The organism is Enterobacter sp. SORGH_AS_0287 (assembly GCF_031453695.1).
Lineage (GTDB): Bacteria > Pseudomonadota > Gammaproteobacteria > Enterobacterales > Enterobacteriaceae > Enterobacter > Enterobacter ludwigii.
Genome location: NZ_JAVIZW010000001.1, coordinates 472,117 through 487,033 on the forward strand (window position 1 = coordinate 472,117; position 14,917 = coordinate 487,033).

A 14,917-nucleotide genomic window follows, 5' to 3' on the forward strand; every position below is an offset into this window, starting at 1 on the left:
ATGTTTTTAAGTCAGGAAGATTTTGCCACGGTAGTGCGTTCCACTCCGCTCATCTCAATTGATTTGGTGGTGGAAAACGAACGCGGCGAGTTCTTGCTGGGAAAACGAACCAACCGTCCTGCACAGGGCTTTTGGTTCGTGCCCGGCGGGCGCGTGCAGAAGGATGAGACGCTGGAAAATGCTTTTGAGCGTCTCACTCTGGCGGAACTGGGCCTGCAACTGCCGATGGCGGCAGGCCAGTTTTACGGGGTCTGGCAGCACTTCTATGACGATAACTTTTCGGGCACCGGTTTCACCACGCACTATGTGGTGCTCGGTTTTCGCCTGAAGGTGAGTGAGGCAGACCTGCGTCTGCCTGATTCTCAGCATGACGACTACCGCTGGCAGACGCCAGAGGCGTTGCTGGCCAGTGACAATGTGCATGACAACAGTCGTGCCTATTTCCTGGCCGATCGTCAGTCCGGAGTGCCGGGCTTATGAAAATTCTGGTGTACGGAATCAACTATTCGCCGGAGTTAACCGGCATCGGTAAATACACCGGCGAAATGGTCGAGTGGATGGCGAGCCAGGGACATGACGTACGGGTCATTACCGCGCCGCCATACTACCCGGAATGGAAAGTAGGTGAGCGCTATTCAGGCTGGCGCTACCGTCGCGAAGAGGGTGCCGCGACCGTCTGGCGTTGCCCGCTGTACGTGCCGAAACAGCCCTCAACGCTGAAGCGGTTACTTCATCTGGGCAGCTTTGCCCTGAGCAGTTTCTTCCCGCTGATGGCGCAACGTCGCTGGAAGCCGGATCGCATTATCGGTGTGGTGCCAACGCTGTTCTGCACCCCAGGCATGCGCCTGCTGGGCAAACTCTCCGGCGCGCGCACGCTGCTTCACATTCAGGATTATGAAGTGGACGCCATGCTCGGCCTGGGAATGGCCGGCAAAGGTAAGAGCGGGAAGGTGGCGAAACTCGCCAGCGCCTTCGAGCGCAGCGGCCTGCATAACGTGGATTATGTCTCGACCATCTCGCGCTCAATGATGAACAAAGCGCAGGAGAAGGGCGTACCGGCGGAAAAAGTGATCTTTTTCCCCAACTGGTCTGAAGTGGCGCGTTTTCGCGACGTAACAGACAGTGACGCTCAGGCGCTACGCGCTCAGCTCGGTCTGCCTGACGACCAAAAAATCATTCTTTACTCAGGCAACATCGGCGAGAAGCAGGGGCTTGAGAGCGTCATCGACGCCGCACAGCAACTGAGCCATCAACCCTGGATGTTTGTCATCGTCGGGCAGGGCGGCGGAAAAGCGCGACTGGAAAAAATGGCCAACGAACGCGGCCTGACGAACGTGAAATTTTTCCCGCTTCAGTCTTACGAGGCACTGCCTGCGTTGCTGAAGATGGGCGACTGCCATCTGGTAGTACAAAAGCGCGGCGCGGCAGACGCGGTGCTGCCGTCCAAGCTGACCAACATTCTGGCAGTGGGCGGTAACGCGGTGATCACGGCGGAAGCCGAAACAGAATTAGGCCAGCTGTGCGACAGCTATCCGGGGATCGCCGTTTGCGTGGAACCGGAATCGGTCCCGGCGCTGGTCACTGGCATTGAACGGGCACTTGCCATGCCAAAAACGAACACGGTGGCACGTGAATATGCCGAACGCACGCTCGAGAAAGAGAACGTGCTGAGCCAATTTATTGCAGATATACGGGGATAAATCATGAGTCAAACCACTTTGTATCCGGTTGTGATGGCAGGTGGCTCTGGTAGCCGGTTGTGGCCGCTGTCCCGCGTGCTCTATCCAAAACAGTTCCTCTGCCTGAAAGGGGAGCTCACCATGCTGCAGACGACGGTTAACCGCCTGCAGGGTGTGGAGTGTGAAAGCCCGGTGGTGATTTGTAACGAACAACACCGCTTTATTGTCGCCGAGCAGCTGCGCCAGCTGAACAAACTCACAGAAAATATCATTCTGGAGCCTGCCGGACGTAACACCGCCCCCGCGATTGCGCTGGCGGCGCTGGCGGCCAAACGCAGCAGCCCGGATTGCGATCCGCTGATGCTGGTTCTGGCGGCAGACCATGTTATTCAACAGGAAGAGTCGTTCCGCGAGGCGGTACGCGCGGCTATTCCTTACGCCGAAAACGGCAAACTGGTGACTTTCGGCATCGTGCCTGACCTGCCGGAAACCGGCTACGGGTATATTCGTCGTGGCAATGTGACCCCGGGCGAAGGCGACAGCGTAGCGTTTGACGTGGCGCAGTTTGTCGAAAAACCGAATCTGGAAACCGCGCAGGCGTATGTGGCCAGCGGTGAATATTACTGGAACAGCGGGATGTTCCTGTTCCGCGCTGGCCGCTACCTGGAAGAGCTGCGCAAATATCGCCCGGATATTCTGGACGCCTGCGAGAAAGCGATGGCGGTAGTGGATCCGGATCTCGATTTTATCCGTGTTGACGAAGCGTCTTTCCTCGCCTGCCCGGAAGAGTCAATTGACTATGCGGTAATGGAACGCACGGCCGATGCCGTTGTGGTACCGATGGATGCGGGCTGGAGTGATGTTGGCTCCTGGTCCTCCCTGTGGGAGATCAGCGCCCATACCCCGGAGGGTAACGTCCACCACGGTGATGTTATCAGCCACAAAACGGAAAACAGCTATGTCTACGCCGAGTCCGGTCTGGTGACCACAGTTGGCGTGAAGGATCTGGTGGTCGTACAGACGAAAGACGCCGTGCTGATTGCTGACCGTAATGCCGTGCAGGACGTTAAAAAAGTGGTGGAGAAGATCAAGGCCGATGGTCGCCATGAACACCATATCCACCGCGAAGTGTATCGTCCGTGGGGCAAATATGACTCCATCGATGCCGGTGAACGTTACCAGGTGAAACGCATCACCGTGAAACCGGGTGAGGGGCTGTCGGTACAGATGCACCACCACCGTGCCGAGCACTGGGTCGTGGTGGCGGGTACCGCCAAAGTCACGATTGATGGCGAAGTGAAACTGCTGGGCGAAAACGAGTCAATCTATATTCCGCTGGGGGCCACGCACTGTCTGGAAAACCCGGGGAAAATTCCTCTCGACTTAATTGAAGTGCGCTCCGGTTCGTACCTGGAAGAAGACGATATTGTCCGTTTCCAGGACCGTTACGGGCGGGTATAGCGCCGTCTCTAAAGCCGGATAGCGTTTCGCGCATCCGGCCTGCGAATGAATAAAAACAAATTTGCCTGTTAATCGGGCGGGCCAACTGTTGCCTGAAAAAGGGGTCATCATGGAAAAATTAACCTGTTTTAAAGCCTACGATATTCGCGGCAAGCTGGGCGAAGAGCTGAATGAAGACATTGCGTGGCGCATTGGCCGCGCATACGGCGAATATCTTAAGCCACAAACGATTGTCCTGGGCGGCGATGTGCGCCTGACCAGTGAGTCCCTGAAGCTGGAGCTGGCAAAAGGGCTGCAGGATGCGGGAGTGGACGTGCTGGATATCGGCTTGTCCGGCACCGAAGAGATTTACTTTGCCACCTTCCACCTCGGCGTGGACGGCGGTATCGAAGTGACAGCCAGCCATAACCCGATGGACTACAACGGTATGAAGCTGGTGCGCAAGGGCGCGCGTCCTATCAGCGGCGATACCGGTCTGCGTGACGTGCAGCGTCTCGCCGAAGCTAACGATTTCCCGCCGGTGAATGAAGCGAAACGCGGCAGCTATAAGCAGATCGACCTGCGTAAAGCGTACATCGACCATCTGCTGGGCTACATCAACGTTGCAAACCTGAAACCGCTGAAGCTGGTGATCAACTCCGGTAACGGCGCGGCCGGCCCGGTGGTGGATGCGCTCGAAGCCCGCTTTATGGCCCTGAACGTCCCGGTAACCTTCGTTAAGGTCCATAACACCCCGGACGGCAACTTCCCGAACGGTATCCCGAACCCGCTGCTGCCGGAGTGCCGCGACGACACCCGTAACGCGGTCATCGAACACGGTGCCGATATGGGTATCGCCTTTGACGGCGATTTCGACCGCTGCTTCCTGTTCGACGAAAAAGGCCAGTTCATCGAAGGCTACTACATTGTCGGTCTGCTGGCGGAAGCGTTCCTCGAGAAGAACCCGGGCGCGAAGATCATTCACGATCCGCGTCTGTCCTGGAACACCGTGGATGTGGTGAACGCCGCGGGCGGCCAGCCGGTGATGTCCAAAACCGGTCATGCCTTCATCAAAGAGCGTATGCGCGAAGAAGACGCCATTTATGGCGGCGAGATGAGCGCCCACCACTATTTCCGTGATTTTGCCTACTGCGACAGCGGGATGATCCCGTGGCTGCTGGTGACCGAGCTGCTGTGTCTGAAAGGGCAGACCCTTGGCGAGCTGGTACGCGACCGCATGGCGGCCTTCCCGGCAAGTGGCGAAATCAACAGCAAACTGGCGCAGCCGGCCGAGGCCATTGCCCGCGTGGAGCAGCATTTTGCCCTCCATGCGCTGGAAATTGACCGTACCGACGGCATCAGCATGGCGTTCCCGCAGTGGCGTTTTAACCTGCGCTCTTCAAATACCGAGCCGGTGGTGCGCCTGAACGTGGAATCCCGCGCGGATACCGCGCTGATGGAAGCGCGAACGAAGGACATTCTGGCGCTGTTGAATCAGTAAATAGCTTTCCCCCTCACCCTGATGTGGGGTGAGGGGGCAGGTGTTGAACTAAAGGAACAACGATGACGAATCTAAAAAAACGCGAACGAGCGAGAACGAATGCATCGTTAATCTCCATGGTGCAGCGTTTTTCTGATATCACCATCATGGTCGGCGGATTATGGGTGGTGAGTTGGGTAAGCGGGCAATCCTTCTTCTACATGCATCTGCTCATGGCGCTGATTGCGCTGGTTGTGTTCCAGATGATCGGGGGGATGACCGACTTCTACCGTTCGTGGCGTGGTGTGAAAATGACCACCGAACTGATGCTGTTGCTGCAGAACTGGACATTAAGCCTGATCTTCAGCGCAGGGCTGGTGGCATTCAGCCATGATTTTGATAATCGCCTGGTGACGTATCTGTGCTGGTACCTGATTACCAGCGTCGGCATGGTCGTATGCCGCACTCTGATCCGTTTTGGCGCCGGCTGGCTGCGTAACCGCGGTTATAACCGTCGCTTTGTCGCCGTGGCGGGGGATTTGCCGGTAGGGAAGGTGCTTCTCGATAGCTTCCGCAAAGAGCCATGGTTAGGTTTTGAAGTGGTCGGGATTTATCACGACGCGAAGCCTGGCGGCGTGCCTTCAGACTGGGCCGGTAATTACGAACAGCTTATTGAGGACGCGAAAGCCGGCAAAATTCATAACGTCTACATCGCGATGCAGATGAAAGATGAATCCCGCATTAAGAAACTGATGCGTGAACTGGCCGATACCACCTGTTCGGTGATCCTGATCCCGGACGTCTTTACCTTTAACATCCTCCATTCCCGTATTGAAGAAGTGAACGGCGTGCCGGTCGTGCCGCTGTATGACACCCCGCTGTCGGGTATCAATCGCGTGCTCAAGCGCCTGGAAGATATCGTGCTCTCTTCACTGATCTTACTGCTGATCTCCCCGGTGCTGTGCTGCATTGCTCTGGCGGTGAAGCTGAGCTCTCCGGGCCCGGTTATTTTCCGTCAGACCCGCTACGGCATGGACGGTAAGCCCATCATGGTGTGGAAATTCCGCTCAATGAAGGTGATGGAGAACGACAAGGTCGTGACCCAGGCGACGCAGAACGATCCTCGTGTTACGCGGGTGGGGAACTTCCTGCGCCGTACCTCGCTGGATGAGCTGCCGCAGTTTATCAACGTCTTTACCGGTGGCATGTCGATTGTCGGACCCCGTCCCCATGCCGTGGCTCACAACGAACAGTACCGCTCGCTGATTGAAGGCTACATGTTGCGCCATAAAGTGAAGCCAGGCATTACCGGCTGGGCGCAGATCAACGGCTGGCGCGGCGAGACCGACACGCTGGAAAAAATGGAAAAACGCATCGAGTTCGACCTGGAGTACATCCGTGAATGGAGCCTCTGGTTCGATATCAAGATCGTCTTTCTGACCATCTTCAAAGGTTTCGTGAACAAAGCGGCGTACTAAGATGAGCTTACGTGAAAAAACCATCAGCGGCGCCAAATGGTCAGCGATGGCGACCATTGTCATCATTGGCCTCGGCCTGGTACAGATGACGGTGCTGGCGCGCATTATCGATAACCACCAGTTCGGTCTGCTGACCGTCTCGCTGGTGATTATCGCGCTGGCCGATACGCTGTCTGACTTCGGCATTGCTAACTCGATTATCCAGCGCAAAGAGATCAGCCATCTGGAACTGACCACGCTCTACTGGCTGAACGTTGGGTTGGGGGTGTTCGTTTTCGTGCTGGTGTTCCTGTTGAGCGATACCATCGCCAGCGTGCTGCACAACCCCGATCTGGCACCGCTGATGCGTACGCTCTCGTTTGCTTTTGTGGTGATCCCGCACGGGCAACAGTTCCGCGCGCTGATGCAGAAAGAGCTGGAATTCAACAAGATTGGGATGATCGAGACCAGCGCCGTTCTCGCAGGGTTTACCTTTACCGTGGTCAGCGCCCATTTCTGGCCGCTGGCCATGACCGCTATCCTCGGATATCTGGTTAACTCTGCCGTGCGTACGCTGCTGTTCGGCTACTTTGGCCGCAAGATTTACCGTCCTGGGCTGCATTTCTCTCTCGCTTCGGTGTCATCCAACCTGCGTTTTGGCGCGTGGCTCACCGCCGACAGCATCATCAACTATGTCAACACCAACCTCTCCACGCTGGTGCTGGCACGCATCCTCGGCGCGAGCGTCGCGGGCGGGTACAACCTGGCGTACAACGTCGCGGTAGTACCACCAATGAAGCTCAACCCGATTATCACCCGCGTACTGTTCCCGGCGTTCGCCAAAATTCAGGACGACACCGAGAAGCTGCGCGTTAATTTTTACAAGCTGCTCTCTGTGGTGGGCATTATCAATTTCCCGGTTTTGCTGGGGCTGATGGTGGTCTCGAGCAACTTCGTGCCGCTGGTGTTTGGCGAGAAGTGGAACAGCATTATCCCGATCCTGCAGCTGCTGTGCGTGGTGGGGCTGCTGCGATCCGTTGGCAACCCGATTGGCTCACTGCTGATGGCTAAAGCGCGGGTTGATATCAGCTTCAAATTCAACGTGTTTAAAACGTTCCTGTTTATTCCGGCGATTATCGTCGGTGGACATATGGCCGGCGCCATTGGGGTCACGCTTGGTTTTCTGCTGGTGCAGATCATCAACACCATACTGAGCTACTTCGTGATGATCAAGCCGGTGCTGGGCTCCAGCTACCGGCAGTACATTCTGAGCCTGTGGCTGCCGTTTTATCTGTCACTGCCTACCCTTGTGGTGAGCTATGGACTGGGCATCGTGCTCACTGGCCATCTGCCGCTCGCGGCCATGCTGGCAATACAGGTCGCAGCAGGTGCACTGGCGTTTGGCGTGATGATTGTGCTGTCACGTAATGCGCTGGTGGTGGAGATGAAGCGCCAGTTTTGCCGTAACGAAAAAATGAAAACGCTGCTTCGCGCAGGCTAGTTATTTAAGAGGCCATTATGAAATTACTTATTCTTGGCAACCATACCTGCGGCAACCGTGGCGACAGCGCCATTCTGCGCGGTTTATTGGATGCGATTAACACCCTTAAGCCTGAGACTGAAGTGGACGTGATGAGCCGTTATCCGGTCAGCTCTTCCTGGTTATTGAACCGCCCGGTAATGGGCGACCCGCTCTACAGCCAGATGAAGCAGCACAACAACGCCGCCGGCGTGATGGGACGCGTGAAGAAAGTTCTGCGCCGTCGCTATCAGCACCAGGTGTTGCTGTCCCGTGTAACTGATACCGGCAAGCTGCGTAACATCGCCATTGCTCAGGGCTTCACGGATTTCGTTCGACTGCTGTCGGGCTACGACGCCATTATTCAGGTCGGCGGATCGTTCTTCGTCGATCTTTACGGTGTGCCTCAGTTTGAGCACGCACTTTGCACATTCATGGCGAAAAAACCGCTGTTTATGATTGGTCACAGCGTCGGGCCGTTCCAGGATCCGCAGTTTAACCAGCTGGCAAACTATGTCTTCGGCCACTGCGATGCTCTGATCCTGCGTGAGTCGGTAAGCCTCGATATGATGAAACGCAGTGAGATTGACACCTCTAAAGTGGAACACGGGGTGGACACCGCCTGGCTGGTGGATCATCAGGACGACAGTTTCCAGGCGAGCTACGCAGTGCAGCACTGGCTGGACGTGGCGGCGAAACAGAAAACGGTCGCCATCACCCTGCGCGAACTTGCACCGTTTGATAAACGTTTAGGCACCACCCAGGCGGCGTATGAGAAAGCGTTTGCTGACGTAGTGAACCGTGTGCTGGACAGCGGATACCAGGTGCTGGCGCTTTCAACCTGTACCGGCATCGACAGCTATAACAAAGATGACCGCATGGTGGCGTTGAACCTGTGCAACCTGGTAAACGATCCGTCCCGTTATCACGTGGTGATGGACGAACTGAACGATCTCGAGATGGGCAAATTGCTCTCAGCCTGTGACCTCACCGTGGGCACGCGTCTGCACTCGGCGATCATTTCGATGAACTTTGGCACGCCGGCCATTGCGATTAACTACGAGCACAAGTCAGCCGGCATTATGCAGCAGCTTGGCATGCCTGAAATGGCCGTTGATATTCGTCATCTGCTGGATGGTTCGCTTGGCGCGATGGTGGGCGATACCCTGGGGCAATTGCCTGCCATCAATGAACGCCTGGCCGTCGCGGTGAAAGCCGAGCGCGAGAAGGGAATTGGGATGGTGAAATCGGTGCTCGACCGCGTCCGGGAGGGGAAATGAAGGTTGGTTTCTTCTTACTGAAATTTCCGCTGTCGTCTGAAACCTTTGTGCTGAACCAAATCACCGCGTTTATCGATATGGGATACGACGTGGAGATCATCGCCCTGCAAAAGGGCGATACACAAAATACCCATGCGGCGTATACGCAGTATGGGCTGGAGGCGAAAACCCGCTGGCTGCAGGACGAGCCCTCAGGGAGAGTAAATAAGCTGCGCCACCGGGCCAGCCAGACCTTACGCGGGATCCATCGTGCGTCGACCTGGCGCGCGCTGAATGTTTCCCGCTATGGCGCGGAATCGCGTAACCTGATCCTGTCCGCCATTTGTGGTCAAACGGCGCAGCCGTACCGCGCCGATGTGTTTATTGCTCACTTTGGCCCGGCGGGCGTGACCGCCGCCAAACTGCGTGAGCTGGGGGTGATTGACGGTAAGATTGCGACCATCTTCCACGGTATCGACATCTCCAGCCGCGAGGTATTGAACCACTACACGCCGGAGTATCAGCAGCTTTTCCGCCGTGGCGACATGATGCTGCCCATCAGCGACTTGTGGGCCGGGCGTCTGAAAAACATGGGCTGTCCGCAGGAAAAAATCACCGTTTCGCGTATGGGCGTGGATTTAGAGCGCTTTACTCGCCGCCCGGTCAAGGTACCGGGAAAACCGCTGCAGATTATTTCTGTGGCGCGTCTGACGGAGAAAAAGGGTCTGCACGTGGCCATCGAAGCCTGCCGCCAGCTGCGAGCGCGCGGCGTGGATTTCCGCTATCGCATTCTCGGTATTGGCCCGTGGGAGCGTCGTCTTCGCACGCTTATCGAACAGTATCAGCTGGAAGATTACGTGGAGATGCCAGGTTTTAAGCCAAGCCACGAGGTGAAGGCCATGCTGGATGAGGCGGACGTATTCCTGCTGCCTTCCGTGACCGGCGCCGATGGCGATATGGAGGGGATCCCGGTTGCGTTAATGGAGGCGATGGCCGTCGGTATTCCGGTGGTGTCGACCCTGCACAGCGGGATCCCGGAGTTAATCAAGTCTGATTACTCCGGCTGGCTGGTACCGGAGAATAATGCGATGGCCCTTGCGGATCGCTTAGCCGAATTTAGCGGCATCGACCAACAGGCGCTGGAGCCCGTTATCCACAACGCCCGACAAAAAGTTGAAGCAGATTTTAACCAGCAGGTGATTAATCGCCAGTTAGCGAGCCTGCTGCAAACGTTGTAACGCCGAGGTTGTATGCTGAAAAAGATTACCCGACGCACCTTTGTCTCTTCATTATCCGTCCTGGCGGCTACGCCGCTGCTGTCGTCCCGCATTGCGCGGGCGGCAACCGGAAAGACGGTCTCTGTTAACCAGTACAACAACAACGACTGGATCGCCGCCTTTAAGCAGGCATTTAACGAAGGCGACACCGTTGTTGTCCCTGCCGGGCTCACCTGTAAAAACATCAATACGGGCATTTTCATTCCTGACGGTAAAACGCTGTTGATCCGCGGTGCGTTAACGGGAAATGGTCGCGGACGCTTTGTGCTGCAGGAAGGCAGTAAAGTGATTGGTGAAGGTGACGGCCGCACGGAGAACATTACGCTGGACATTCGCGGTTCAGACTGTGTGATCAAAGGGCTGGCAATGAGCGGCTTTGGACCGGTGACGCAGATCTACATTGGCGGCAAAAAGCCGCGCGTCATGCGCAACCTGCTGATTGATAACATCAGCGTAAGCCAGGCGAACTACGCCATCCTGCGCCAGGGATTCCATAATCAGATAGATGGCGCGCGCATCACCAACAGTAAATTCAGCCATCTCCAGGGCGACGCGATTGAGTGGAACGTCGCCATTAATGACCGTAACATCCTGATCTCCGATCATGTGATTGACAACATTAACTGTACGAACGGCAAGATCAACTGGGGCATCGGCATTGGTCTCGCCGGCAGCACCTACGACAACGATTATCCGGAAAAGCAAACCGTGAAGAACTTCGTGGTGGCAAATATCACCGGCAGCAACTGTCGTCAGTTAGTCCACGTCGAAAACGGTAAGCACTTTATTATTCGCAATATTAAGGCCAAGAATATCACTCCTGACTTCAGCAAGAAGGCGGGAATAGACAACGCCACGGTAGCCATTTATGGCTGTGATAATTTCATAATTGATAATGTCGATATGGTCAATAGTGCCGGCATGCTGATCGGCTACGGTGTAATAAAGGGCGACTATCTCTCGATACCTCAGAACTTTAAGCTGAACGACATTCGCCTGGATAATCGCCAGCTTGCGTACAAACTGCGCGGAATACAAATTTCCTCCGGCAACGCCACCTCCTTTGTGGCCATCACCAACGTTGGGATGCAGCGGGCTACGCTTGAGTTGCACAACAAACCACAGCACCTCTTCTTGCGTAATATCAACGTGATGCAGGAAGCTGCCGTCGGCCCGGCGCTGAAGATGAATTTCGACCTGCGTAAGGATGTCCGAGGCAAGTTTATGGCTAAAGATGAGACCTTACTGTCGCTGGCGAACATCAAGGCTGTGAATGAGAAAGGGCAGAGCTCCGTGGATATTGACCGCGTGGACCAGCAGGTGGTGAATACGGAGCGGCTGAATTTTGCGCTCCCGCACAGATAATCGACAATGGTCTTTTTTTGCGACTATTCCTGGCACAGAAACGCGATCTATTCAGATTACAACTACTGTTTTTTGTGATGTGGTCCCCTAACATCATATAAGAATCACGGCAAATCATGCTGGCGAAAACAGGTTAAAGAGCTATAATTCGTCAACCATTTTAAGGTGGAAGAAATAATGATTAATTTGAAAGCAGTCATTCCGGTAGCAGGCCTGGGCATGCATATGTTGCCAGCCACAAAAGCCATTCCTAAAGAGATGCTGCCGATTGTCGACAAACCGATGATTCAATACATTGTCGATGAAATTGTTGCTGCAGGGATCAAAGAAATCGTCCTGGTTACGCACTCCTCCAAGAATGCGGTAGAAAACCACTTCGACACCTCTTACGAACTCGAAGCGTTGCTTGAGCAGCGCGTAAAACGCCAGCTGCTGGCTGAAGTGCAGTCTATCTGTCCTCCTGGCGTAACCATCATGAACGTGCGTCAGGCGCAGCCGCTGGGTCTGGGCCACTCCATTCTTTGCGCGCGCCCGGTCGTGGGTGACAACCCGTTCATCGTTGTTCTGCCGGATATCATTATCGACAGCGCATCTGCCGATCCGCTGCGTTACAACCTGGCGGCAATGGTGGCGCGCTTCAACGAAACGGGCCGTAGCCAGGTGCTTGCTAAGCGCATGAAAGGCGATCTCTCCGAGTACTCTGTTATCCAGACTAAAGAAGCGCTGGAGACGGAAGGGCAGGTGAGCCGTATCGTTGAGTTTATCGAGAAACCGGATCAGCCGCAGACGCTGGATTCTGACCTGATGGCCGTTGGCCGTTATGTTCTCAACGCGGATATCTGGGCCGAGCTGGAAAAAACCGAGCCGGGTGCCTGGGACCGTATCCAGTTGACCGATGCGATTGCTGAACTGGCTAAGAAGCAGTCTGTTGATGCGATGCTGATGACCGGTGACAGCTACGACTGCGGTAAGAAACTGGGCTATATGCAGGCATTTGTGAAGTATGGCCTGCGTAACCTGAAGGAAGGTCAGAAGTTCAGAAGCCGGATTGAGAAGTTGCTGGCTAACGACTGATTCCTCTCTGACTTTTGAATAAGCGGCAGTTATCATTTGGCTATGTAAAACATAACCAAAATGGTGACTGCCGTTTTTTGTTATTAATTATAATGATAACATGGGGTTATCTGATTCAAATGTGGACTGATTTGTAACGATTTGTGCTTGTTTCTAAGACCATTTAGGATGACAATTAACGCCAGTTTTTGTCTGAGATCAGACCATAAAATCATTTTTTCAACATTCGCTCAGTGCACTGGTAGCTGTTAAGCCAGGGGCGGTAGCGTGCATAATTCCTGAACTCTATATTAAGAATAGGGTTCAGAGCGCCAATATCTCGACATATCCAACAGACGGAATAGATAACGTGAAAATTCTTGTGACGGGCGGTGCCGGTTTTATCGGTTCAGCGGTTGTGCGGCATATTATTAAAAATACCCAGGATGAAGTCGTCAATGTGGATAAACTGACATATGCAGGTAACCTGGAGTCACTCACCGACGTCAATGGTAGCGATCGTTATGTCTTTGAACATGCAGATATTTGCGATAAAGCGGCCATGGATCGCATTTTCGCCGAGCACAAACCGAATGCGGTGATGCACCTTGCGGCAGAGAGTCACGTTGACCGATCTATTACCGGCCCCGCTGCGTTTATTGAGACCAACATTGTGGGTACCTATGTCCTTCTGGAAGCCGCGCGAGCTTACTGGTTGACGCTGGATGACGCGGCCAAAGCGGCGTTTCGTTTCCACCACATCTCTACGGATGAAGTGTACGGCGATTTGCCGCATCCTGATGAACATCCTGCGTCTGCTGAGCTGCCGCTGTTTACCGAAACCACAGCCTATGCACCAAGCAGCCCGTATTCCGCCTCTAAGGCGTCCAGCGATCACCTCGTACGCGCATGGCTGCGTACCTACGGTTTCCCAACAATCGTGACCAACTGCTCAAATAACTATGGCCCGTATCACTTCCCTGAAAAGCTGATCCCGCTGGTGATTTTGAATGCGCTGGACGGTAAAGCGCTGCCAATTTACGGCAAAGGCGACCAGATCCGTGACTGGCTGTATGTTGAAGACCATGCTCGTGCGCTGTACACCGTTGTAACCCAGGGTAAACCGGGTGAAACTTATAACATCGGTGGGCATAACGAAAAGCAGAATCTGGATGTGGTACACACCATTTGCGATCTGCTGGATGAAATCGTGCCGAAAGAAGGTTCCTATCGCGATCAAATTACTTACGTCGCTGACCGCCCCGGGCATGACCGCCGCTACGCGATTGATGCGCATAAAATTGGTGTTGAGCTGGGATGGAAGCCTGAAGAGACGTTCGAAAGCGGTATCCGTAAGACCGTGGAATGGTATCTGAGCAACCAGGACTGGGTTAACAACGTTAAAAGCGGTGCTTACAAGACCTGGATCGAACAGAATTACGGAGAACGTCAATAATGAACATTCTTCTGTTCGGCAAGACAGGGCAGGTGGGTTGGGAACTCCAGCGCGCACTCGCACCGTTAGGAAACGTGATTGCACTGGATGTGAAGTCGGAAGAGTACTGTGGTGATTTTAGTAACCCTGAAGGCATCGCTGAAACCGTCCGTGTAATTAAGCCTGACGTCATCGTCAATGCAGCGGCGCATACCGCAGTCGATAAAGCTGAATCAGAGCAGGAATTCGCACAGCTGCTCAACGCAACCAGCGTCGAGGCAATTGCGAAAGAAGCGGCTAAAATCGGTGCCTGGGTTGTACACTATTCTACGGATTACGTCTTTCCAGGCGATGGCGAAACGCCATGGCGCGAAACGGATGCGACCGCACCTCTTAATGTGTATGGACAGACCAAGCTCGACGGTGAAAAAGCGCTCCAGGCACATTGCGCTAAACACCTGATTTTCCGCACAAGTTGGGTTTACGCCGGCAAAGGCAATAACTTTGCAAAAACAATGCTTCGCCTGGCTAAAGCGCGTAAAGAACTCTCCGTAATCAATGATCAGGTTGGTGCGCCAACAGGCGCTGAGTTACTGGCTGACTGTACCGCGCATGCTATCCGTGTGGCCATGGTAAAACCTGAAGTGGCTGGCCTCTATCATCTCGTTGCATCAGACACGACCACCTGGTATGACTATGCCGCGTTAGTCTTCGATGAAGCCAGAAAGGCGGGAATTGAACTGGAAATTGAAAAGCTCAATGCCGTTCCTACCACCGCGTATCCTACGCCTGCGCGTCGTCCTCAGAATTCGCGTTTAAATACAGAGAAATTCCAGCGCAACTTTGGCCTGGTTTTACCGGCATGGGATGTTGGCGTTAAGCGAATGCTCACCGAGCTTTTTTCCGCTGAATCAATCTAATATTAAATAATTGCCCGGCTTCGGGCAATTTGC

12 protein-coding genes are annotated in these 14,917 nt (G+C 54.5%); all 12 read left to right on the top strand.

Features of this window, described 5'->3' with window-relative positions:
• The gene (locus QE396_RS02125) at positions 1 to 480 is read left to right on the top strand and encodes a GDP-mannose mannosyl hydrolase (RefSeq protein ID WP_072126435.1); all 480 of its coding nucleotides are present in this window, start codon (positions 1 to 3) and stop codon (positions 478 to 480) included.
• The gene (gene wcaI, locus QE396_RS02130; RefSeq protein ID WP_014170816.1) at positions 477 to 1,700 is read left to right on the top strand and encodes a colanic acid biosynthesis fucosyltransferase WcaI; all 1,224 of its coding nucleotides are present in this window, start codon (positions 477 to 479) and stop codon (positions 1,698 to 1,700) included. Before QE396_RS02125 ends, wcaI begins: the two co-directional genes overlap by 4 nt.
• A gap of 3 nt (positions 1,701 to 1,703) precedes the next feature.
• Positions 1,704 to 3,140 carry a mannose-1-phosphate guanyltransferase gene (gene cpsB, locus QE396_RS02135; protein WP_014170815.1) on the top strand — a complete coding sequence of 479 codons (1,437 nt, stop codon included), beginning with the start codon at positions 1,704 to 1,706 and terminating at the stop codon, positions 3,138 to 3,140.
• 109 nt (positions 3,141 to 3,249) lie between these two features.
• Entirely contained in the window at positions 3,250 to 4,620 is a 1,371-nt protein-coding gene (cpsG, locus tag QE396_RS02140; RefSeq protein WP_020883265.1) for a colanic acid biosynthesis phosphomannomutase CpsG, read from the top strand.
• Positions 4,621 to 4,682: 62 nt separating this feature from the next.
• On the top strand, positions 4,683 to 6,077 hold the full coding sequence (gene wcaJ / locus QE396_RS02145; RefSeq protein ID WP_014170813.1) for an undecaprenyl-phosphate glucose phosphotransferase: 1,395 nt from the start codon (positions 4,683 to 4,685) through the stop codon (positions 6,075 to 6,077).
• A gap of 1 nt (position 6,078) precedes the next feature.
• Positions 6,079 to 7,557: a colanic acid undecaprenyl disphosphate flippase WzxC gene (wzxC, locus tag QE396_RS02150; protein ID WP_020883266.1), complete on the top strand. Its 1,479-nt coding sequence runs from the start codon at positions 6,079 to 6,081 to the stop codon at positions 7,555 to 7,557.
• Between the two features lie 17 nt (positions 7,558 to 7,574).
• Complete coding sequence (gene wcaK, locus QE396_RS02155; protein WP_020883267.1) at positions 7,575 to 8,855, top strand: colanic acid biosynthesis pyruvyl transferase WcaK; 1,281 nt, start codon at positions 7,575 to 7,577, stop codon at positions 8,853 to 8,855.
• Positions 8,852 to 10,072 carry a colanic acid biosynthesis glycosyltransferase WcaL gene (wcaL, locus tag QE396_RS02160; protein ID WP_014170810.1) on the top strand — a complete coding sequence of 407 codons (1,221 nt, stop codon included), beginning with the start codon at positions 8,852 to 8,854 and terminating at the stop codon, positions 10,070 to 10,072. The genes wcaK and wcaL overlap by 4 nt, the downstream gene beginning before the upstream one ends.
• 12 nt (positions 10,073 to 10,084) lie before the next feature.
• Positions 10,085 to 11,476 carry a colanic acid biosynthesis protein WcaM gene (wcaM, locus tag QE396_RS02165; RefSeq protein WP_020883268.1) on the top strand — a complete coding sequence of 464 codons (1,392 nt, stop codon included), beginning with the start codon at positions 10,085 to 10,087 and terminating at the stop codon, positions 11,474 to 11,476.
• A gap of 177 nt (positions 11,477 to 11,653) precedes the next feature.
• Positions 11,654 to 12,550: a GalU regulator GalF gene (galF, locus tag QE396_RS02170; protein WP_020883269.1), complete on the top strand. Its 897-nt coding sequence runs from the start codon at positions 11,654 to 11,656 to the stop codon at positions 12,548 to 12,550.
• A gap of 349 nt (positions 12,551 to 12,899) precedes the next feature.
• A complete protein-coding gene (rfbB, locus tag QE396_RS02175; RefSeq protein WP_020883270.1) occupies positions 12,900 to 13,985 on the top strand; it encodes a dTDP-glucose 4,6-dehydratase in 1,086 nt (361 codons plus the stop codon).
• The gene (gene rfbD, locus QE396_RS02180) at positions 13,985 to 14,884 is read left to right on the top strand and encodes a dTDP-4-dehydrorhamnose reductase (protein ID WP_020883271.1); all 900 of its coding nucleotides are present in this window, start codon (positions 13,985 to 13,987) and stop codon (positions 14,882 to 14,884) included. Before rfbB ends, rfbD begins: the two co-directional genes overlap by 1 nt.
• The last annotated feature ends 33 nt before the right edge of the window (positions 14,885 to 14,917 follow it).

Excerpts from the sequence above, each read along its gene's own strand:
- QE396_RS02125 (WP_072126435.1), top strand. The coding sequence starts at position 1 with ATGTTTTTAAGTCAGGAAGATTTTGCCACGGTAGTGCGTTCCACTCCG.
- wcaI (WP_014170816.1), top strand. The coding sequence starts at position 477 with ATGAAAATTCTGGTGTACGGAATCAACTATTCGCCGGAGTTAACCGGC.
- cpsB (WP_014170815.1), top strand. The coding sequence starts at position 1,704 with ATGAGTCAAACCACTTTGTATCCGGTTGTGATGGCAGGTGGCTCTGGT.
- cpsG (WP_020883265.1), top strand. The coding sequence starts at position 3,250 with ATGGAAAAATTAACCTGTTTTAAAGCCTACGATATTCGCGGCAAGCTG.
- wcaJ (WP_014170813.1), top strand. The coding sequence starts at position 4,683 with ATGACGAATCTAAAAAAACGCGAACGAGCGAGAACGAATGCATCGTTA.
- wzxC (WP_020883266.1), top strand. The coding sequence starts at position 6,079 with ATGAGCTTACGTGAAAAAACCATCAGCGGCGCCAAATGGTCAGCGATG.
- wcaK (WP_020883267.1), top strand. The coding sequence starts at position 7,575 with ATGAAATTACTTATTCTTGGCAACCATACCTGCGGCAACCGTGGCGAC.
- wcaL (WP_014170810.1), top strand. The coding sequence starts at position 8,852 with ATGAAGGTTGGTTTCTTCTTACTGAAATTTCCGCTGTCGTCTGAAACC.
- wcaM (WP_020883268.1), top strand. The coding sequence starts at position 10,085 with ATGCTGAAAAAGATTACCCGACGCACCTTTGTCTCTTCATTATCCGTC.
- galF (WP_020883269.1), top strand. The coding sequence starts at position 11,654 with ATGATTAATTTGAAAGCAGTCATTCCGGTAGCAGGCCTGGGCATGCAT.
- rfbD (WP_020883271.1), top strand. The coding sequence starts at position 13,985 with ATGAACATTCTTCTGTTCGGCAAGACAGGGCAGGTGGGTTGGGAACTC.